The organism is Streptomyces sp. NBC_00669 (assembly GCF_036226785.1).
Classification (GTDB): Bacteria; Actinomycetota; Actinomycetes; order Streptomycetales; family Streptomycetaceae; genus Actinacidiphila.
Map to the genome: position 1 here is coordinate 2,623,575 of NZ_CP109018.1, position 19,500 is coordinate 2,643,074.

Below are 19,500 nucleotides of genomic sequence, written 5' to 3' on the forward strand. Positions count from 1 at the left end.
AGAGGAACGTGCGGGACGACCTCACTGTCACCCAGGCGACGGCTGCCGAGTGGGACGAGATCGTGGCGTGGACCGCCGGCGAGGGCTGGAACCCCGGCCACGGCGACGCGGCCCACTTCCTCCCCAGCGATCCGGCCGGCTTCTTCGTCGGCCGGCTGGACGGCCGCGTCGTGTCGGCCGTCTCGGTCGTGGTGTACTCCCCCGAGTACGCCTTCCTCGGCTACTACCTGGTCCATCCCGACCACCGCGGCACCGGCCTCGGCCTCGCCACCTGGAACGCCGCGCTGCCCCACGCCGAGGGCCGGGTGATCGGCCTCGACGGGGTTCCGGCGCAGCAAGCCACCTACGCGCGTGCCGGGTTCGCCCCGGCCTACCGCAACGTCCGCCACACCGGCCGTCCGCGCACGGCCGGTGCGGCGACGGACCCCGCCGTCCTCGCGGTGCAGCCGCACCACCACCGGGCGATCGCGGCGTACGACCGCGGCTGCTTCCCCGCCGCCCGCGCCGACTTCGTGTCCCGCTGGCTCACCGACGACGGCCACACCGCCCGGGTGCTGCTCGGCCCCGACGGCGGCGTCCGCGGGTACGGCGTCATCCGCCCGGCACACCAAGGCCACCGCGTCGGACCGCTGTTCGCGGACACCGCCGAGGAGGCCGGCGTCCTCTTCGACGCCCTCGTCGCCACCCTGCCGCCCGAGGCGGAGGTGTCCATCGACATCCCCGACCTGTACCCGGCAGCGGCGAAGCTCGCCGCCGACCGCGGCCTGACCGCCAGTTCGGAGTGCCTGCGGATGTACAGCGGCACGGCGCCGGTGAGCCGCGTCGAGGCGGTCTACGGCACCACGTCCCTCGAACTCGGCTGACGGCACTGCTGACCGGCACGGCCGATCGGACGGGCCGCATGACGGATCAGCCGACCGGCACGACCTCGATCGACGGCCGCCCCGGCGAGTCCAGGTACAACCGCTCCTTCCTGCCGTCCTGTTCGAGCTCGACCGTGAGCCGGTAGGGGTAGCGGCCGGGGGCGAGAGTGGCGACCACCGCTCCGGCCCAGTAGCAGTAGACCGGGGTGTACGGGTCCCGCATCCGGTCGGGCACGCCGTACCTCTTCAGGTCGGTGCAGACCTTCACCTCGGCGACGACGTCCTCGTCGCCCTCCTCGCCGTCGAGGAAGACCACCCCGCCGATCCTGGGCAGCGGTGGCCAACTGCCGTCCGGGCGAGGCGACATGGCGATCGGCCGGACGATCCAGTTGAGCACCTGGCCCTGCTTGCAGACCGTCCGCAGGTCGGCGGTGCCCTGGCCCGCGCCGCCGACGCTGTTGTCCATCATGAAGACGGCGCCGTCCAGGGAGCGGGCGGCGGTGGCCTTGGCCACGTCCACGAAGGTGACGACGTTGAGCTGGACGGAGTTGAGTTGACCGGGGTAAGGACGGTCGGGGTCGGGCCGACCGCGCTGGTCGGAACCGGAACCGGAGCCGGGGCCGTCGGGGTCGCGCCGCTGCCCGGCCGACGTCGTGGCGGGTCTCATGGCGGTGCGGTCACCTCTCCCAGGCCAGCAGCGGCGACAGTTCGGTGACCATCGGCTCGGTTCTGCTGCCCAGCAGGAACGCGATGCGGTACGGCGTGGCCGGGATGGCGTCCTTCTTCACAGTGCCGGTCCAGTACGAGATGTCGGTGCCCGGGTAGATCTTCCGGACCGGCTCGCACACCGACGGGTCGATCTCGACGGCGTCGATGGCCAGATACGCCTCGCACTCCAACGGGATCGCGGACCAGAGGAGTTGGTCGCCGGCCCGGACCACGGTACGCAGTTGCTCGGTGCCGTGACCGGTCGAGCCGGCCGCCTTCCCGGTGTCGTAGAGGTACAGGTTGCGGTGCAGGGCGCCCGTGGCGAGCGCGCCCACCACGTCGATCACCGCGGCGATCGAGATCGGCCGCCGTTCGTCGTCCCGGCCCCGGCCTCCGCCGGCCGAACCCGCCCCGCTCGTCTGGTGCTTCGCCGCGGTCATCGCCCATCCCCTTCCGGCTTGCGGCAGTCCGCCGCGCCTGTGCCGAACCCGGCGGCGGCTGCGCGGATCGGCAGCGTCCCCAGTCCGGCCTTGGTGAACCCGTTGCGCTTCGGGGCGGTCCTGATCCTGACCGCCGAGTCGTACGCCAGCCGCACCGGCTCCCATCTCCACTGCCCGTCGCTCTCCACCGGTTCGTGCAGCTCGATCCGCATCGTGTAGCCGTACGTGCCCGGCCGGGTGGTGTCGACGGACGCGGACCAGTACCAGCCGTCGGTGACCTGGTCGGGCGAGCCGTAGACCGCCGGGTGGAGCACGCCCTTGTCGACCGCCTCGCCGACGATGGCACCGAGCACCGGCTCGGGGTGGGCGTGGCCCGCGGGGAACCAGCCGGACCTCGGGGTGTGGAGCCCGCCGGTGATGTCGGCGACCCGGCCGACCGGCTTGCCGCCCGGTTTGCCCACCGGCTTGCCGCCCGACGTGCCGCCCGCGCGGGCCGGGGTCCTGGCGGTGCCACGGCCGCGTTCGGCCGCGAGGTAGCCGCGCGGGACGGTCGGCGGGATCGAACCGAGGCTGTACAGCGCCCAGTTGATCACCTGCTCGTCGGCCTGCGAACCGTCGCTCCAGTAGCTGCCGTTGATCGCGGTGATCAGGTCCGCGCTGCCCTGGCCGACCGAGCCCTGGAGCCGCGCGTTGTCGAGGAGGTGGATGCTGCCCTCCAGGGTCCGGCTCTCCAGGGCGGCGGCGACGTCCACCAGCACGACGACCGCCACTTGCTGGTTCATACGGCCCACCTTCCATCTTCCTTGTACGGGCGCGGTGCGCGGCGTGCGGTGTGTGGTCCGAGGTGCACGGTGTGCGGTGCGCAGCGTTCCTACGGGCACAGCAGCGACGGGGTGTCGACGTACGCGAGGCTCGACTCGCCCCCGGACATGCGGAGTTCCAGCCGGTAGCGCTGCGGCACACCGCGCGGCATGTCGGCGGGGACCACGCCGGACCAGACCGCCAGGTCCGGTCGGGCGCTCTCCGGGACCTCCCCCACGTCCCCCGACTCCCCCTGCTCCGGGCCGAGGAACACGATGCGTCGGATCGCCACCGGCGTCTGCACGTCCAGCGGCACGGCCGACCACTGGACGACCTGGCCGGGGCGTACCACCGTGCACAGGTCGGGGGTGCCCTGCCCCTGGCTGTCGCACCCGCTGTCGTCCATCAGGCAGAGGTGGCCGCCGCGCAGGGTGCCCGTGGAGAGCGCCCCGACCACGTCCACGGCGACCGCGATGTTCACCTGCGGCTGCACGCGGGGCCTCACCGGGCGGTCCAGTCGGCCCTAACGTCCCGCACCAGCGGCACCTTGCCGACGGCGGTGTGCTCGATCTCCGGCGAGTCGCGGGGCACGAACCGCAGGTCGAAGCGGTATCCGCTCTTCGCGATCGACACCGGGTCGGCCTCCCACTGGTTGTACACGGACAGGGCCAGCGGCAGGCTCTCGGCGAACGCGCGCTGCACGCCGTGCGCGCCCAGCGCCTCGTCCAGCCGGTAGGCGGCGCCGGGCACGTCGTCGACGGCGGCGAGCAGGGTGAGCAGCTTCGACTCGCGGTGGTTGACGAACTGCACGTCGTGCGCGGCCTCGTCGAGGTCCAGCACCCTCCCGGCCCGCAGCCGGTCGCGCAGTGCGGCGTAGGCGCGGGCGGCGGCGTACTGCGTGTCGCCCAGGTGCAGGACGTCGCCGCTGCGGCCGGCGAACTCGAACCGCTGGGTGCGCAGGCCCGGTTCGTCGGTCCTGGGCCGGCGGATCATCCGGTCGCCGAGCTTGAGCCGCAGCAGCGGGGCCTCGTGGGCGTGCAGGCGGGTGACGACGAGTTCGCCCTCCGCCCCCTCCGGCACCCAGCGGCCGCTGTCGTCCACGATCTCCACCAGGTGCAGTCCGGGCACGGCCGCCAACCATGCTGAGGACTCGCTCAGTTGCAGGCCGATGGTCTCGGCCTGGGTGGCGGCGAAGTAGCTGAGGATGGACAGGTTCGGGTACATCGCCTTGAGTTCGGCGCGCTTGCGCCTGGCGAGCACCCCGCTGCCGTACATCGCCACCCGGAAGCTCTCCTTGGCCGGACGGCTCATGCCGGCGCCGAGTTCGGTGAGGATCGCGATGCCGGCGGTGATGCCCATCAGCGCCTTGGGGCCGGGGTAGGAGAACATCTGCTCGATGACGGCGGTGCCGACCGGGCCGGCGCCGATGTAGTTGACGCCCGGCACGCTCTGCAGGACACCGCCGACCATGGTGCCGCTGCTCCACATCTGGTAGTCGGCGAGCGTGGTGAACAGCCACTTCGGGTCGTCGCCGGTGAGGTGGGGGGCGAGCATGTGCCGGCCGATGAAGTCGCCGGCCAGCCGGTAGGTGTCCTGCAACTCCCGTAGCGAGTAGACCGTTTCGACCGGCAGGCCGCCGCTGGTGCCGCCGCTGGCGACGATCTCGAAGCCGCCGCGGGTCAGGGGCACGACCAGCCCGGGCCGTTCGCCCATGAACAACTCGCGCTGGGTGTCCTTGTCGGCGAGCGGTACCCGCTGCCACTCGTCGTACGTCGCCGGGGTGTCGGGCACTCCGGCCCCGGCCAGCCGCTCGCGCCACAGCGGGTTGAGCCGCACGGTGTGCACCATCTGCTGCAGCCGGCGGAGCACCAGCGTGTCCTGCATCTCGTGGTCCACCGCGCTGTACGGGGTGCCGAGCGTCTGCTCGCAGGCCCGCAACACGCTCAGGAAGGAGGGGAGTCGGGAGACCTGCTCGATGCTCGCCGGGCGGTGGTCGAGGTCGGGGATCAGCCGCCTCACCAGCTCGGTGCGGCCGGCCGCGGTGGTGTTCTCGGTCAGCATGCTCGCTCAACTCCCTGGCCGGCCGTCCGGATCTCCGCGAGCAGGGTCCGGAAGTGGTCGGCGGTGGTCCGGTGGTTCATCAGCACGACGCGCAGCGCGGCGGTCCCGTCGACGTCGACCTTCGAGATGAAGAAGTCGCCGCGGGCCTTGATCCGGTCCCTGATCGCGATCTGGTGGCGGTGCACGTGGTGCTCGGGCAGCCCGGGCGGGCGGTGCCGGAAGCACAGGATGTTCGCCTCCGGGTGGTGCAGCGCCTCGAAGTCCGGCGCGGCGCGGACCAGTTGGTATGCCCGCTCGGTGAGCCGGCACAGCTGCTCGATCCGCTCGGCGAACAGCGCCGGCCCGTAGACCGCCCACAGCACCCACAGCGGCATGATCATGGGGCGCTTGGTGCACTCCAGGTTCCGGTCGCCGCTGTCGAGCGCGGTGTAGAGGTCGGGCTCGTCGTCGAAGACGTAGCTGGCCCGCTGCCGGAAGGCGCCGGCGCCGGCGTCCTTGTCCCGGTGGAAGAGCAGGGTGCACGGCGCGGGCACGAACATCATCTTGTGCGCGTCCCAGGTGAGCGAGTCGGCCTTCTCGATGCCGCGCAGCCGGTGCCGCAGCCGCCCGGAGAGGAGCAGGCTCGCGCCGTGGGCACCGTCGACGTGCAGCCACAAGCCCATCTCCGTTGCCAGGTCGCCGAGTTCGTCCAGCGGGTCGAACGCACCGAGCGCGGTGGTGCCGGCCGAGGCGACCAGGCAGAAGACGTCCAGGCCGCGGGCCTTGGCGGCGTCGAGCGTGGTGCGGGCCGCGTCGGGGTCGATCTGCTTGGCGGCGTTGAGCGGCAGCCGGACGATCTGGGACTCGCCGACGCCGATCACGCCGGCCGCCCGGGCCACGCTGTAGTGGGCGTCGGCGCCGATCGCGATCGCCGGCCGGGCCCCGCGCCCGCCGAACGCGGCGGCGCCGTCGGCCCAGAAGCCCGGGAAGGCGCGGTTGCGGGCGGCCAGCAGCGCGGTCAGGTTGGCCAGCGAACCGCCCGACGTGGTGGTCATGCAGAACCGCCCGGGGTCCCAGCCGATGTACGCGTTGAGCTCGGCGGCCATGATCTGCTCGGCCACTTTGGGCAGTTGGGCGGCCTCGTAGAACGACGAGGGCTGGTTGGCCACCGATCCGGCGAACTCCACGACGGCCGCGAGCGGCACCGAGCCGGTGAACTGCCGGCCCATCGCACCCGGCGAGTGCACCTGGATGCCGGTCTCCAGGTAGAGGTCGACGATCGCGGCCAGCCGGTCCCCGTCGAAGCCGGCGACCCGCTCGCGCTCCCGCGTCATCAGCGAGCGCGCGGTCTTGGCCAGCACCCGCGGGTCGGTCAGTTCGAGACCGCGCACGGAGTGGTCGCCGATGTGCCGGGCCAGCTGTCCGAGGGTGCGCTCGGCGGCCGTACGGAAGTGCGCGGGACCGAACGCGGCTGCCTCCGGTGGGCCTTGGGCAGGCTCGTCCGCGTCGCGCGACTCGGTGTACGGCTCGGCGTACGGCTCCGACTGCTGCGACGGAATGCGACCCGCGGCCCCTACCGCGGCCGCATGGGGCTCTGCCATGCGTGGTCCCCCTCGATACAGCGTCCTGCTGCTCGGAGGATGGCAACGCCGTTCCGTGGACGTCTACGCGCTTCACTCACATAGGGTGCGAGATTCGCCCGTACGGCCCAATCCGGGCGCAGTTGCGCGCGGGTGTGCGAAACGGACGCCCGCGAGGGGGTGGATGGGGACGCGGACCACGGCGACCGCGGCAGTCCGGACACCGTAGGCACGGCGCCCGACGACGGCTGCGTGGCGAGGGAGGCCTACGCGGGGAGGAACGGCTACGCGGGGAGGAACGGCCGGAGCATCCGCCGCAGGTCCGCCTCGCCGAGGATGTGCAACGCGCGGGCCGCGATCCTGCCTTGCGCGTCGATCACGACGGTGGCCGGCACGCTCTGCGGATTGACGCTGTTCCTGGGGAACTTCAGCACCTCCCGCCCGGACGGGTCGAACAGGCTCGGGTAGGGCAGGGCAAACCGCTTCGCGAAGGCCGCGCCGTTCGTCCGCGAGTAGTCGCGGGTGTCGATACCGAGGAACCGCACACCCTGCGCGCGGGTGGACGCGGCGACCGCGGCCAGCCCGGGCGCTTCCGCGCGGCAGGGACCGCAGTTGCTGGACCAGATGTTGATCACCACCACGTGGCCCTTGTACGCGGCGAGGCTGTCGCGGCCGCCGCTCAGCGTGCTGCCCGCCAGGTCGGGCGCCGCCACGCGCCGGGTGGCGGCGATCGGCGCGAGGTCGTCGGTGCCGGCCGACGTGGAACCGCCGCCGCCCCCGCACGCGGCGAGCAACGGGGCAACGGCCGACGCGACGAGCAGCGTTCGCGGGGTACGGCTCCACCGCACCCGGCCCGGCCGGCGCGGCGCTTCCCGACGGGGAATCCGGATCACGCCGCCCAGCCTCGCACAGGGTCCGAACTCCCCTTCATCCGGGCCGGGTTCGAACTCGCCTTCGCCCGGGCCGGGTTCGAACTCGCCCTCGCCCGCGCCGGGTTCGAACTCGCCCTCGCCTGCGCCGGGTTCGGGTCGGCGCCTGATCCGCACGCACGCGCTCCGCGTGGCCCCACCACGCGACGCAGCGTGCGGCAGGGCGGTCACGGCAGCGTCAGCACCCGCGGGCCGGACGGGGTGACGGCGACGGTGTGTTCGATGTGCGCGGCACGGCTGCCGTCGGTGGTGCGCAGGGTCCATCCGTCGTCGGCGGTGAAGTAGGCGTTGCGCCCGCCGGACATCAGCATCGGCTCGATCGCCAGCGTGAGGCCGTGCCGCAGCGGGAAGCCGCGGCCGGGGCGGCCGCGCCCGGGCACGTGCGGGTCCTCGTGCATCCGCCGCCCGATGCCGTGCCCGCCGAAGTCCGGGGGCATGCCGCAGCCGGCCGCGTCGGCCACCTCGCCCACCGCGTACGAGATGTCGCCGATCCGGTTGCCGGCCACCGCGGCGGCGATCCCCGCGTCGAGCGCGCGCTGGGTGGCGTCGATCAGCGCGACGTCCTCGGGGCGGGGCGTGCCGACGATGAAGCTGATCGCGGCGTCGCCGGTCCAGCCGTCCAGTTCGGCGCCGCAGTCGATGCTGACCAGGTCGCCGTCGCGCAGCCGGTAGCCGTCCGGGATGCCGTGCGCCACGGCGTCGTTGACCGAGGCGCAGATCACCGCGGGGAACGGCACGGACGCGAACGACGGCCGGTACCCGAGGAACGGCGAGCCCGCGCCCGCTTCGGCCAGCACCGCGCGGGCCACCTCGTCCAGCTCGGTGAGCGATACGCCGACCGCCGCGGCCGACCGCGTGGCGCCGAGCGCGTCGGCCACCACCCGCCCGGCCTCGCGCATCGCGTCCAATGCCGCGTCCGTCTTGATCTCGACCATGGAACGCGCCTCCCCATTCTCATACCGGATAACTATCCCGGTATTAGTATCACGTCCATGGTGCGCAATCCCCTGACCCCCGAGGAGCGGGCCCGTGGCGAACGCCTCGGCGCCTTGCTCCGCGCAGCCCGCGGCGACCGGAGCATGACCGCCGTCGCGGCCGCGGCCGGCATCTCCGCGGAGACGCTGCGCAAGATCGAGACCGGCCGCGCCCCCACCCCGGCCTTCTTCACGATCACCGCCCTCGCCAACGCCCTCGGCCTGTCCGCCGACCGCCTGGCCGCCGAGTGCAGCCCACCGGAGCCCGAAGCCCTGACCGCCTAGCACCCGGCGCCCGACACCCGGTCTCCAGCACCCGGCGCCCCGCACCCGGGAACCCGTCCGACGCCACCACCGCGGCGAACCCGAGCCGGCCCGCGCACCCGGCCTCCATGCAAACGTTTCACCCCGCGGCCCGCCACCCCTGGACCGGCCGGCCCGACCCGTCCGCGCAGCCCGCCTCCAACCGCCGCCTCCCCCACCACCGTTGGCACAGATATGGGGCGCCGGACCCTGGACGCTCGCGCGGCACAGCACATAGTCTCGCGTCGTTCCGCCATTATGAATCGTTTCACACCTATCGTGGGAGCCGCGCACCCCTCCCGTGCGCGACCGTTCGAGACGCGAGGCGCCCGGCGCCCTTCGGGCGGAACTGTCATGTTCATGACCTGATGCGACAGGAGCCGACATGGACCGCCCGACCGATCCGACCCATCCGACCCATCCGACCGATCCGACCCGCCCGACCGATCCGGCCCGCCCGGCGGGCAACCCGGCGGCGCCCGCCCGCCGCACGGTGCTCAAGTCCCTGGGCGCCGCCGGTGCCGCCGCCGCGGCCGCCCCGCTGCTGCCCGCGACCGCCGCACACGCCGAGGGCGCCGCGGGAGCCGCCGCGCCGCTGCCGATCGACTGGCACGCCGCCGGCCGTGTGTCGAAGACCACGCCGACGCTCCAGGTCGTGGTGAACCCCAAGATCCGCCGGGAGTCGCCGATCCACGACAGCGTCTACCGCGCGCTGCGCAACCTCGACACCGACTACGTGCGCTTCGTGCCGTGGTTCCCCTACCCGAAGCTCGGGGTGGCCGAGCTGGAACCGCCGGCCGACGGCCGTACCAGCTGGGACTTCTCGCTCATCGACCCGCTCGTCGAGGACTTCGAGAAGGCCACCCGCGGCAGATCGACGATCCTCAACTTCAGCACCATCCCGGAGTGGATGTGGCAGCCCACGCCGTGGACGCTGGAGGACGGTGCGCTGCACGTGGTCGGCGGCGACATCGGCATCGCCGCGAGCGGCACGGACTGGACCGACTACACCTTCGCCGTCGACGTCACCCCGCGGGCGACCGGCGTGCAGGACGGGTCCGACTACGCGCAGGCGGGCTGGACGGTCCGGATGCGGGACCCCGGCAACGGCTACGGGTTCCTGCTGTCGAACTACCCGTACAGCGCCCCGGCGCAGAGCGGCTACCTCGTCTTCGTGCCCTTCAAGGACGGCCAGTCGGGCCCCGTCCGGGCCACCGCGCTGCCGTTCGCGGTCGAGGACGGCCGGACCTACCAGGTGCGCACCACCGCCGCCGGCTCCACCCTGACCGTCAGCGTGGACGGCACGGACGTGCTGACCGTGCAGGACGACACCTTCGCCGCCGGAACGGTCGGGTTCCGCGAACACGGTTCGGAGTCGGCCGACTTCGACAACGTCGTCGTGACGTCGGCCGACGGGACGACGCTGCTCTCCGACGACTTCTCCGGCGACCTGTCCCGCTGGGCGGCGCCCGTCGCCTACCCGGACGACCCGGACACGCCGGACTTCGGCTACTCGCAGGGGCAGCGCCTGGCCGTGCCGGTCTCGGTCGTCGCCGACTACTACCGGCGGCTGGTCTCCTGGTACACCGCCGGCGGCTTCACCGACGAGTACGGCGCCTTCCACCGGTCGCCGTACCACTACCAACTGCCGTACTGGGAAGTGCTCAACGAGGTCGACTTCGAGCACGCGATGACCCCGCAGGAGTACACGGAGCTGTACGACGCGATCGTCACCGCGATCCACGAGGTGTCACCGCGCACCAAGTTCGTCGCGCTGGCGCTCGGCAACTCCGCCGGCTTCGACTTCTACCGCTACTTCCTGGACCGGGCCAACCACCGGCCGGGCGTCCCGCTCGACCTGATCAGCTACCACTTCTACGCCGTGCCCAACTCCGCCGACACCGCGGACGACTACGGGCCGGACGGCTTCGCGCAGGCGGACGGGTTCCTCGCGACCGTCGCCCAGGTCGAGCAGATCCGTACCTCGCTGGCACCCGATGTCCGCACCACTGTCGACGAGTTGGGCACGATCCTGCCCGACTCTGCCACCCAGTCCGACCCGGCGCCGATCCCCGACGCGTACTGGAACTTCTCCGGCGGGCTCTACGCCTACGTCTTCGCCCGGCTCGCGCTGATGGGCATCGACATCGTGGGCGAGAGCCAGTTGATGGGCTACCCGAGCCAGTACCCGTCGGTGTCGATGCTGGACTGGACGACCGGCGGGCCCAACGCGCGTTATCGCGTGCTGGAGTTGATCCTCGACGAGATCCGGCCCGGCAGCCGGCTGATCGAACTCCCCGACCAGCCCTCCGGCGACGTGTACGCCCTCGCGCTCGTCGACAGGGGCCGCCGCAAGGTGCTGCTGGTCAACAAGACCAACGCGCCGGTCACCGTCACGATCGACGGGCTGCGCGGCGCCCACGTCAGGGTGGTGGACCAGAAGTCGGCCGGCGGCGAGATCCGCGGCGAGTGGAGCAGCGCCGACTCCTACCCGCTGGGCGGATACGCGGTCGCGGTGGCGACGCTCACGACGTGACCGGCTGACCGGCTGACCGGGGCCGACCGGTTGAGAGGGCCGTTACGCTCGGCCCAACCGACCTGTGGAGGCCCCGTGTCCGGGTACGTCACCGTGCAGACCACGACCGACAGCGCCGAACGCGCCGAGCAGCTGGCACGGGTGGCGGTCGAGGCCCGCGCCGCGGCCTGCGCGCAGATCGACGGGCCGATCCGCTCCGTCTACTGGTGGGAGGGCGAGGTCCGGGCCGAGCAGGAGTGGCGGGTGCTCCTCAAGACCCCGGCCGAGCGGTACGACACGCTCGAAGCACTGCTCGAGTCCGCCCACACGTACGACACTCCGGAGATCATCGCGGTGCCGATCGAGCGCGGCAGCGCGCCGTACCTGGCCTGGCTCGACGCGGAGACGGCCGCGGGCTGACCGGCCACCGCCACCGCCCGCCGGCCCGCCCGTACGCTCCCGCGATCGATCGGGAGGTACGGGCGGGCCGGCGGGCGGGCGGATGGGCCTACGGGCAGGCGTCCCTGCGGGCGTTACGCCGCCACCGGCTCCTCGGCGATCTGCTCGGCGCTGGGCGCCAGCCGCGGCGACAGCGCGGTGACCGCGATCGCCACCACCATGAAGGCGGCCGCGACCAGCAGTCCGCGGTGGAACCCGGCCACCAGCGCGTCGGACTGGGAACTGCCGTGCGCGAGGTCGGAGGTGGTCTTCGAGGTGGACAGCGTGGTGACGACGGCGAGCCCGAGTGCGCCGCCGACCTGGTTGAAGGCGGTGACGACACCGGAGGCGGCGCCGGCCTCGTGCGCGGAGACGTTGGCGACCGCGGCGATCTGCGAGGGTACCGCCACGGACGTGATGCCCGCGCCGAACAGCAGCAGGCCGGGCAGGAGTTGGCCGGCGTACGACCCGTCGGCGCCGGCCGCGGTGAGCAGCAGCAGCCCCACCGTGCTCATCATCGCGCCACCGATCTGCACCGGGCGGGTGCCGAACCGGGTGACCAGCGGGGTGGCCGCGACCGCGCCGAAGATCGCGGTGCCGCCCATCGGCAGGAACTCGACCCCCGCGTGCAGCGCGCTGCCGTGCCTGACCTGCTGGAGGAAGATCGCGGTGAGGAAGAACATCGACAGGAAGCCGGCCCCGTTGAGCGCGAGCGCGCCGCCGGCCGTGCTCAACGCGCGGGAGCGCAGCAGCCGCAGCGGCACGAGCGGCGCCGCCGCGCGGGACTCGACCACCAGGAAGCCCGCGAGCATGGCGACGCCTGCGACCAGGCAGCCGATCACCTCGAACGAGGACCAGCCGACCGGCTCGGCGCGCACCACGCCGTAGACGACCGCGAGCAGCCCGCCGGTGCCGAGCAGCGCGCCCGGCAGGTCGAACGAGCGCGCACCGGCGCGCCGCGGGAAGTGCCGTACGAACAGCGGCGCGGCGATCACCAGGCCGACCACGATCGGCACGTTGACGATGAAGACCCAGCGCCAGCTGAACGAGTCCACCAGCACGCCGCCCGCGACGACCCCGAGGGTGCCGCCGAGTCCGGCCAGGCCGCCCCAGATGCCCATCGCGATGTTGCGGCGGCGGCCGTGCTCGAAGGTGACGGTGAGGATGGACAGCGCGGCCGGCGAGAGCATCGCGCCACCCAGCCCCTGGACCGCGCGGGCGGCGACGAGCAGCCCGGGCGAGCCGGCCAGGCCGCCGGCCAGCGAGGTCACGCCGAACAGGACGAGCCCGGCGACGAAGATCCGGCGGGCGCCCAGCAGGTCGGCCGCGCGGCCGCCGAGCAACAGGAATCCGCCGAACAGGAGGGTGTAGCCGCTGATCACCCATTGCAGGCCGTCGGTGCTGAAGCCGAGGTCGGACTGGATGTCGGGGAGCGCGACGTTCACGATCGTCACATCGAGCACCACGATGAACTGAGCGAGGGCCAGCACGGTGAGCGTGGCCCAGGGACTGCGTCGCATGGCGTCTCCGCAGGTAGCTGGTGGGAGCAGATCCGGGCAGGCCGGAAGGAGCAGGTACGCCGAATGTGTACGACGTATGCTTACGGAGTCACCATACATGAGACGTGTACGACGTATACCTAGTGACGTGCTCTGGCGCCGTGGCCGGGCGCGGACCGCGCGCGGGATCGACGGGTACGGACCCTGCGTACGATGTACACAACCGAGCTGATCGGAAGGCGAGAGATGGCCGCGCAGAAGCGACTCAACCGCGACGAGCTGATCGCGACGGCCTTGTCCCTGACCGACACGGAGGGCCTGGGCGCCGTCACGATCCGGCGGGTCGCCCAGCAGCACGACGTGACACCGATGGCGCTCTACCGGCACTTCCCGGACAAGGAGGGCCTGCTCGACGCGGTCGCCGAGAGCCTGCTCGCCTCGGTCGAGATGCCCGAGCCGGACGACCGGCCCTGGTACGAGCAGCTGGAGGGCGTGCTGACCGCCGTGGTCAAGGCGCTGGTGCCGCATCCGAACGCCGCCGTGCTGCTGCTCACCCGGATCACCGGGAGCGAGCCGGGCCTGGACATCACCGAGCGGGTGCTCGCCCAGCTCGGCTCCGCCGGGATGGACGTCCAGCGGGGCGCGGACAGCTCCTGCCACGTCCTGGCGTCACTGATCACCCTGGTGATCGGCGAGCCCGGGCACGCCTCGGGCGACGCGGAGGAGCAGGAGGCCGCGGTCCGCGCCAAGCGGGCCCACCTGAACTCCCTCTCGCCGCGCCGCTATCCGCACGTGGTGGCCGCGGCCGGCCCGCTCGCCGATTGCGCGAGCGCCGAGTTGTACTACCGCCGCGGGATCGAGCTGATCGTCACCGGCCTGCGCGGCCTGCGGAGCGGGTCGCAGCCGGTGGCGGGATAGCCCCGACCCCGACCGCGACCCGACCCCGACCCCGACCGCGCCGGCTCTCCTACGGCCCGGCGTCCACGCCGGCGAGGTCCGGTCCGGGCTCCCGGTCCCGGGGTCCGATCCGGGAGCCGGTGGGGCCGCAGGTGCTACCACGTCACCGAGGCCGGCCGGGCGGAACCGCGGGCGTGGCCGACCGGGGTCGAGCCGAGCCGCACCGTACGCGGCGAAGTCGCTCTCCGCGCCTTCCTGTTGTCCACCCCCGCCCCGGAGGACGCCGCCGGCCCGACCCGGGCGGAGGAGCGGTGCCACCGCCAACGGACCGAGGAGAGCGGCCGGTTGCGCGACCTGGCGACCGCCCCCGGCAGCTCCGGGTTCGGCGCGTACGTGGCGGAACCGGGGGTACGCCTGTCCGCCGCCACCGCGAAGTGGGCGCGGTGGGCCGCCGAACGCCTCGAAGCCGAGGCGAAGGACGCCGGCTCCGGCAGGCCCCGGACCCCGGACCCCGGACGGGAACGCGCACCCCCCGCGCGCCCCGGACGGCGACACCCACCCCTCCTGACCCCGCGTCCGTCGCCCACCGTGAGCGGGCCCACGGCGACAGGCACGGAGAATTAACTCCAAGTACCTTCTGCGGCCAGATCTACGCGCGTATCTTGAGCGCGTTCGCGCGTGTCTCCTCCTCCCTCCCCGGGGGCGGTAGCGCCCGCGGCACCGTAAATCGCCCACCGCACAAAGGAGATCCCCTCCGGTGTCGCACTCCCCTGAGGGCGCCTCGCGCCCCGCGAGACCCGGTACGCCCGGGCAGGCCGCGCCTTCCGCGCAGGCCGCGTCCGCCACGCACCCGCCGCGCTCGGCCCTGCTGCGCAAGCGGGTCCTGCCGTTCGGCATAGCCGGCGCCGTCGTCCTGGCGGGCATCGGCGTCCACTCCGCTTTCGCCACGCCGTCCGCCGACGCCGTGATCGCCGAGGTGTACGGCGGTGGCGGCAACGCCGGTGCCACGTACACCAACGACTTCGTCGAGCTGGCCAACTCCGGTGCCGCCACGCTGGATCTGAGCGACTACAGCATCCAGTACCTGTCGGGCGCGCCGACCGCGACCTCCAAGTGGCAGGCCACCCCGCTGACCGGGTCGCTGGCCGCGGGCGGCCGCTACCTGGTCGGCGAGGCCGCCGGCACCGGCGGCAGCACCGCGCTGCCGGCGCCGGACGCGACCGGGAACATCGCGATGTCCGGCACGTCCGGCACCATCGCCCTGGTGCAGGGCGCCGACCCGCTGACCTGCGTGACGGCGGCGGACTGCGCCGCGGACTCCCGGGTCAAGGACCTGGTCGGATACGGCACGGCCGTGGTGCACGAGGGCAGCGGCCCGGCCGCCGGCGCGAGCAACACCGCGTCGGTGGCGCGCAATGCCACGCTGACCGACACCGACGACAACGCGGCCGACTTCACCGCGGGCGACCCGACCCCGCAGAACGCCGCGGGCACCGGCGGCAGCGGCCCGACCTCGCCGCCCACCACCCCGCCCACCACGCCGCCGACGTCACCGCCGGCCACGGTGAAGATCCACGACATCCAGGGCGACACCCGGGTGTCGCCGTACGAGGGCAAGGCGATCAGCGGCGCGACCGGCATCGTCACCGGCGTGCGCGCCTACGGTTCGTCGCAGGGCTTCTGGTTCCAGGACCCGCACCCGGACAACGACCCGCGCACCAGCGAGGGAATCTACGTCTACACCAGCTCCACTCCCACGATCTCGGTCGGCGACAGCGTCTCCGTCGCCGGTACGGTCTCGGACTACTACCCGGGCGGAACCACCGCCGGAGGCCAGGCCGTCACGGAGATCACCAAGCCCACGGTGAGCAAGATCTCCAGCGGCAACCCGGTGCCCGCCCCCGTGGTCCTCGACGACAAGAAGGTGCCCGACTCCTTCGCGCCCAGCGCGGGCGGCGGTTCCATCGAGAGCTTCCCCCTGCGCCCGTCCGAATACGCGCTCGATTTGTACGCTTCCCTCGAAGGGATGAACGTCCAGATCGGCGACAGCCGGGTGGTCGGCGCCACCGACCCGTACTCCGAGCTGTGGGTCACGGTGAAGCCGAAGCAGAACCCGACCAAGCGCGGCGGCACCCTCTACAAGGGCTACGACGACCCCAACTCCGGCCGGCTGATGGTGCAGTCGCTCATCCCGACCTCCACCTCCGCGTTCCCGACCGCGAACGTCGGCGACACGCTGAAGGGCACCACCACCGGCCCGCTGGACTACAACCAGTTCGGCGGCACGTACGCGCTCCAGGCGCGCACCCTCGGCACCGTCAAGAGCGGCGGCATCAAGCCCGAGGTCACCGCGAAGGCGTCGTCGGACCAGGCCACCGTCGCCACGTACAACGTGGAGAACCTGGCGCCCGACAACCCGCAGTCGAAGTTCGACGCGCTGGCCAAGGGCCTGGTCACCAACCTGCGTTCGCCCGACGTGGTGGCGCTCGAGGAGATCCAGGACAACGACGGCGCGAAGGACGACGGCGTGGTGGCCGCCGACCAGACGCTGACGAAGCTCACCGCCGCGATCGCCGCGGCCGGCGGCCCGCACTACCAGTGGCGCGGCATCGACCCGGTCAACGACAAGGACGGCGGCGAGCCCGGCGGCAACATCCGCCAGGTGTTCCTCTTCAACCCGGCCCGGGTCGGCTTCGTCGACCACGCCGGCGGCGACTCGACCACCGCGGTCGGCATCACCGGCAAGGGCGACAAGACCGAACTCACCGCCTCCCCCGGCCGGATCGCGCCGAACGACCCCGCGTGGAACAGCAGCCGCAAGCCGCTCGCGGGCGAGTTCACCTTCCGCGGCAAGAAGCTGTTCGTGATCGCGAACCACTTCGACAGCAAGGGCGGCGACCAGGGCGTCGACAGCCGCTTCCAGCCGCCGGTGCGCAGCTCCGAGGTGCAGCGGGTGCGCCAGGCGATCCTCGAGCACGACTTCGTGGAGCAGTTGGAGGCCGCCGACCCGAAGGCCGACGTCGTCGCCCTCGGCGACCTCAACGACTACCAGTTCTCGCCCGCGGTGTACGCCCTCACCGGCAACGGCAAGGCGCTGACCGACCTGGTCAACACCCTCCCGGTCGCGGAGCGTTACTCCTACGTCTACGAGGGCAACTCCCAGGTGCTCGACCACATCCTGGTCAGCCCGAACCTCGGCAAGCACGTGGACTACGACGTGGTCCACATCAACTCCGAGTTCGCCGACCAGACGAGTGACCACGACCCGCAGGTCATCCGCCTCAAGCCGTAACGCGTACGGCGTAACGCCTAGCACGCAGCACGCCGCGGGCAACGCCCGTCAGGGGCGGGGCCTGTTGACGGGTGGCGGCGGTCGGAAGTGGCCGCCGCCGTCTGTTGGCCACCCGCCGCGCGACTGCCGTACCCGCCGCCCGCCGCCCGCGCGGCGAACCTCAGCGGTGGCCCAGCACGTTGACCACCCGTCCGCTGGGGTCGCGGACGAAGAAGCGCCGCACGCCCCACTCCTCGTCCTGCAGCGGGTGGACGATCTCGGCGCCGCTCTCCCGCATGAGCGCGTAGGCCGCGTCCACGTCGCTCACCTCGACGCTCAGGTCAGGGGGGACGGGCGCGGTCCTGTCCTCGCTCATGATGCTGATCTGCGCGGCCGGGCTGGACGGGGAGGCGAGCGTCATGATCCAGCCGTGGTTCATGACCTCCTCGAAGCCCAGCAGCCCGTAGAACTCCCGGCTCTCCCCCGCGGCTTCGGACTGGATGTTGGGCACGACCCGGCGAACGGTCATCGACGACTCCAAGTACGGACGGACGGACGTGTTTGCGTGCCTCCAGGAGTACTACGGCGCGCTGACCGACGCACGTTCACCGGCGCGCTCGGACGCGTCGACAGGGCAGACTGGTCGCCGCACCGGCGTCCCCCGGCGCGTCCCCCGGCACCGTACGAAAGCGGACCAGATGACCACACCGACCGATCGCGTCGACCACGAACTGATCCGGGCGGCGGCCGATGTCGCGGCCACGGCCTGCCGGGGCGACAACCACACCATGGCGGCCGCGGCCCGCGCGCGGGACGGCCGCGTCGTCACCGCGGTGAACGTCTACCACTTCACCGGCGGCCCCTGCGCGGAACTGGTCGCACTCGGCACAGCCGCCACCCAGGGCATCGACGACCTGGTCACCATCGTCGCCGTGGGCGACCGCGAGCGCGGCGTCGTGCCCCCGTGCGGCCGCTGCCGCCAGGTCCTCCTCGACTACTTCCCCGCCCTGACCGTCATCGTCGGCGCCGGCGACCAGCTCCGCGCCGTCCCGATCACCGCGCTGCTCCCCGAGAGCTACGTCTGGGCCGACCACCAACTCGACGCCGACTGACGGGGGTTGCCCTCCACCGATGGCGCGCGACGACAAGAAGCCCCGACCACTGCGCCCCCTCCGGCGCCATCGCCACCGCGGGCGGCCCCTGGCTGACCCTGCGCGAACCCGGCGCGGCCCGGGCCTTCCCGGACGAGGCCACGGCCCGCGGCTGGGACCCGTCCACCCCGGCCACCCCGGCCACCGAACAGCTCGACGGCCGGCCCCCGTACGAGACCCTCACCGACCCGAGCCGCCCGCCGACCCTCAGCCGCACCCCCGCCGCACCCGTACGACCGGCTCCCTGACGTCCACCGGGTGATGCCCCTCTCCCGCCGCCCGGGCTCAGGCGGGGCGTTTGGCGACGACGACCACCCCGGGGCCGACCTGCTCGTCGGCGGGGAGCCGGAGTTCGGCGACGAGGCTCAGGCCGGCCCGTTCGATCAGGTCCACGAGTTCTTCCGGCCGCCACTTGTGCGTGGTCCACCGAACGGACACGCCGCCGTATGCCTCGGTGCGCACCGCGTCCTCGTCGCCGACGTGGGTCGCGGTGATGAAGTGCCCGCCGGGCTTCAGGGCGCGCGCGAACATGGCGAGCACCTGCGGAAGGACGTCGCGCGGGAGGTTGAACAGCGACCACCATCCGAGCACGCCGCCGAGGGACCCTTCCGCGAGGTCGAGTTCGGTGGCGGAGGCGACGTCGAAGCGGCACTCCGGGTGCAGCCGGCGGGCGTTCTCGATCATGCGGGGCGAGAGATCGACGCCGGACGCGTCCAGGCCGCGCTCGACGAGGTAGGCGGTCACCGTTCCGGGTCCGCAACCGACGTCGAGTACCGGGCCGACGTCGCTCACGGTGTCGGCGAAGGCGTCCATGGTCGCCTTGAGCCAGGGCTGGAGGCGGATGTCGCCGAGCCCCGTCGTCGCCACCATGTGAACGTAGTTGTCCGCCACCCGGTCATAGGACTCGCGAACCTTGTCGAGGTCGGCCGGGCGGTCAACGGAGTGTGCACGCATCGGCCCACCATAGGACGACGGCCCTGGGGACGGCAGGACAACAGGCGATCGGTGCACGGGGAACGCGGAATCCGCCGCGCCCGCACCCCATCGGGCGCAACGGCAACGGCGGCCACGGCCACCACGGCCGCCACGGC

The 19,500-nt window shown here is 72.7% G+C and carries 18 protein-coding genes; 7 read left to right on the forward strand and 11 right to left on the reverse strand.

Annotated features, from left to right (window positions below; translation table 11 throughout):
* Positions 1 to 8: 8 nt before the first annotated feature.
* The gene (locus OG896_RS10455) at positions 9 to 863 is read left to right on the forward strand and encodes a GNAT family N-acetyltransferase (protein ID WP_329364404.1); all 855 of its coding nucleotides are present in this window, start codon (positions 9 to 11) and stop codon (positions 861 to 863) included.
* 46 nt (positions 864 to 909) lie between these two features.
* Here the strand turns inward: OG896_RS10455 and OG896_RS10460 are convergent, their stop codons facing one another.
* From OG896_RS10460 to map, 8 genes are all read right to left on the reverse strand, one after another.
* Positions 910 to 1,530 carry a hypothetical protein gene (locus OG896_RS10460; RefSeq protein WP_329364406.1) on the reverse strand — a complete coding sequence of 207 codons (621 nt, stop codon included), beginning with the start codon at positions 1,528 to 1,530 and terminating at the stop codon, positions 910 to 912.
* Between the two features lie 10 nt (positions 1,531 to 1,540).
* Positions 1,541 to 2,011: a hypothetical protein gene (locus tag OG896_RS10465; protein ID WP_329364408.1), complete on the reverse strand. Its 471-nt coding sequence runs from the start codon at positions 2,009 to 2,011 to the stop codon at positions 1,541 to 1,543.
* Complete coding sequence (locus OG896_RS10470) at positions 2,008 to 2,793, reverse strand: hypothetical protein (protein WP_329364410.1); 786 nt, start codon at positions 2,791 to 2,793, stop codon at positions 2,008 to 2,010. The genes OG896_RS10465 and OG896_RS10470 overlap by 4 nt, the downstream gene beginning before the upstream one ends.
* 89 nt (positions 2,794 to 2,882) lie before the next feature.
* Positions 2,883 to 3,305 carry a hypothetical protein gene (locus OG896_RS10475; protein WP_329364411.1) on the reverse strand — a complete coding sequence of 141 codons (423 nt, stop codon included), beginning with the start codon at positions 3,303 to 3,305 and terminating at the stop codon, positions 2,883 to 2,885.
* Positions 3,306 to 3,313: 8 nt separating this feature from the next.
* On the reverse strand, positions 3,314 to 4,873 hold the full coding sequence (locus OG896_RS10480; RefSeq protein ID WP_329364413.1) for a hypothetical protein: 1,560 nt from the start codon (positions 4,871 to 4,873) through the stop codon (positions 3,314 to 3,316).
* Positions 4,867 to 6,453: a pyridoxal phosphate-dependent decarboxylase family protein gene (locus tag OG896_RS10485; protein WP_329364415.1), complete on the reverse strand. Its 1,587-nt coding sequence runs from the start codon at positions 6,451 to 6,453 to the stop codon at positions 4,867 to 4,869. The genes OG896_RS10480 and OG896_RS10485 overlap by 7 nt, the downstream gene beginning before the upstream one ends.
* Before the next feature lie 263 nt (positions 6,454 to 6,716).
* Positions 6,717 to 7,325, reverse strand: coding sequence for a TlpA family protein disulfide reductase (locus tag OG896_RS10490; RefSeq protein WP_329364417.1), 609 nt, complete (start codon positions 7,323 to 7,325; stop codon positions 6,717 to 6,719).
* Positions 7,326 to 7,528: 203 nt separating this feature from the next.
* Complete coding sequence (gene map, locus OG896_RS10495) at positions 7,529 to 8,296, reverse strand: type I methionyl aminopeptidase (protein ID WP_329364419.1); 768 nt, start codon at positions 8,294 to 8,296, stop codon at positions 7,529 to 7,531.
* 57 nt (positions 8,297 to 8,353) lie between these two features.
* Here map and OG896_RS10500 point away from each other — a divergent pair, with 57 nt between their 5' ends.
* From OG896_RS10500 to cutA, 3 genes are all read left to right on the forward strand, one after another.
* Complete coding sequence (locus OG896_RS10500; RefSeq protein ID WP_328469754.1) at positions 8,354 to 8,620, forward strand: helix-turn-helix domain-containing protein; 267 nt, start codon at positions 8,354 to 8,356, stop codon at positions 8,618 to 8,620.
* A 403-nt stretch (positions 8,621 to 9,023) separates the two neighbouring features.
* On the forward strand, positions 9,024 to 11,174 hold the full coding sequence (locus OG896_RS10505; protein WP_329364422.1) for a family 16 glycoside hydrolase: 2,151 nt from the start codon (positions 9,024 to 9,026) through the stop codon (positions 11,172 to 11,174).
* 75 nt (positions 11,175 to 11,249) lie between these two features.
* Positions 11,250 to 11,573, forward strand: a complete 324-nt coding sequence (gene cutA, locus OG896_RS10510; RefSeq protein WP_329364424.1) for a divalent-cation tolerance protein CutA — start codon at positions 11,250 to 11,252, stop codon at positions 11,571 to 11,573.
* Between the two features lie 113 nt (positions 11,574 to 11,686).
* Here cutA and OG896_RS10515 read toward each other — a convergent pair whose 3' ends face one another.
* Positions 11,687 to 13,111, reverse strand: a complete 1,425-nt coding sequence (locus OG896_RS10515; RefSeq protein WP_329364426.1) for an MFS transporter — start codon at positions 13,109 to 13,111, stop codon at positions 11,687 to 11,689.
* A 192-nt stretch (positions 13,112 to 13,303) separates the two neighbouring features.
* On the opposite strand from OG896_RS10515, the gene OG896_RS10520 reads away from it, so the two are divergent.
* Both OG896_RS10520 and OG896_RS10525 read left to right on the forward strand, forming a co-directional pair.
* The gene (locus OG896_RS10520) at positions 13,304 to 14,008 is read left to right on the forward strand and encodes a TetR/AcrR family transcriptional regulator (protein ID WP_329364428.1); all 705 of its coding nucleotides are present in this window, start codon (positions 13,304 to 13,306) and stop codon (positions 14,006 to 14,008) included.
* A gap of 844 nt (positions 14,009 to 14,852) precedes the next feature.
* Positions 14,853 to 17,279, forward strand: coding sequence for an endonuclease/exonuclease/phosphatase family protein (locus OG896_RS10525; RefSeq protein ID WP_443057241.1), 2,427 nt, complete (start codon positions 14,853 to 14,855; stop codon positions 17,277 to 17,279).
* Positions 17,280 to 17,439: 160 nt separating this feature from the next.
* Here OG896_RS10525 and OG896_RS10530 read toward each other — a convergent pair whose 3' ends face one another.
* On the reverse strand, positions 17,440 to 17,787 hold the full coding sequence (locus OG896_RS10530; RefSeq protein WP_329364430.1) for a VOC family protein: 348 nt from the start codon (positions 17,785 to 17,787) through the stop codon (positions 17,440 to 17,442).
* A gap of 169 nt (positions 17,788 to 17,956) precedes the next feature.
* Between OG896_RS10530 and OG896_RS10535 the strand changes: the two genes are divergently transcribed.
* A complete protein-coding gene (locus OG896_RS10535; protein WP_329364432.1) occupies positions 17,957 to 18,370 on the forward strand; it encodes a cytidine deaminase family protein in 414 nt (137 codons plus the stop codon).
* A 324-nt stretch (positions 18,371 to 18,694) separates the two neighbouring features.
* On the opposite strand, the gene OG896_RS10540 is transcribed toward OG896_RS10535, so the two are convergent.
* Complete coding sequence (locus tag OG896_RS10540; protein ID WP_329364434.1) at positions 18,695 to 19,363, reverse strand: class I SAM-dependent DNA methyltransferase; 669 nt, start codon at positions 19,361 to 19,363, stop codon at positions 18,695 to 18,697.
* Between the last annotated feature and the right edge of the window lie 137 nt (positions 19,364 to 19,500).

What these genes read in the sequence shown, in the direction of transcription:
- OG896_RS10460 (WP_329364406.1), bottom strand. Translation starts at nt 1,530, where the DNA reads ATGAGACCCGCCACGACGTCGGCCGGGCAGCGGCGCGACCCCGACGGC.
- OG896_RS10465 (WP_329364408.1), bottom strand. Translation starts at nt 2,011, where the DNA reads ATGACCGCGGCGAAGCACCAGACGAGCGGGGCGGGTTCGGCCGGCGGA.
- OG896_RS10470 (WP_329364410.1), bottom strand. Translation starts at nt 2,793, where the DNA reads ATGAACCAGCAAGTGGCGGTCGTCGTGCTGGTGGACGTCGCCGCCGCC.
- OG896_RS10480 (WP_329364413.1), bottom strand. Translation starts at nt 4,873, where the DNA reads ATGCTGACCGAGAACACCACCGCGGCCGGCCGCACCGAGCTGGTGAGG.
- OG896_RS10485 (WP_329364415.1), bottom strand. Translation starts at nt 6,453, where the DNA reads ATGGCAGAGCCCCATGCGGCCGCGGTAGGGGCCGCGGGTCGCATTCCG.
- map (WP_329364419.1), bottom strand. Translation starts at nt 8,296, where the DNA reads ATGGTCGAGATCAAGACGGACGCGGCATTGGACGCGATGCGCGAGGCC.
- OG896_RS10500 (WP_328469754.1), top strand. Translation starts at nt 8,354, where the DNA reads ATGGTGCGCAATCCCCTGACCCCCGAGGAGCGGGCCCGTGGCGAACGC.
- OG896_RS10505 (WP_329364422.1), top strand. Translation starts at nt 9,024, where the DNA reads ATGGACCGCCCGACCGATCCGACCCATCCGACCCATCCGACCGATCCG.
- OG896_RS10515 (WP_329364426.1), bottom strand. Translation starts at nt 13,111, where the DNA reads ATGCGACGCAGTCCCTGGGCCACGCTCACCGTGCTGGCCCTCGCTCAG.
- OG896_RS10520 (WP_329364428.1), top strand. Translation starts at nt 13,304, where the DNA reads ATGTACACAACCGAGCTGATCGGAAGGCGAGAGATGGCCGCGCAGAAG.
- OG896_RS10530 (WP_329364430.1), bottom strand. Translation starts at nt 17,787, where the DNA reads ATGACCGTTCGCCGGGTCGTGCCCAACATCCAGTCCGAAGCCGCGGGG.
- OG896_RS10535 (WP_329364432.1), top strand. Translation starts at nt 17,957, where the DNA reads ATGACCACACCGACCGATCGCGTCGACCACGAACTGATCCGGGCGGCG.
- OG896_RS10540 (WP_329364434.1), bottom strand. Translation starts at nt 19,363, where the DNA reads ATGCGTGCACACTCCGTTGACCGCCCGGCCGACCTCGACAAGGTTCGC.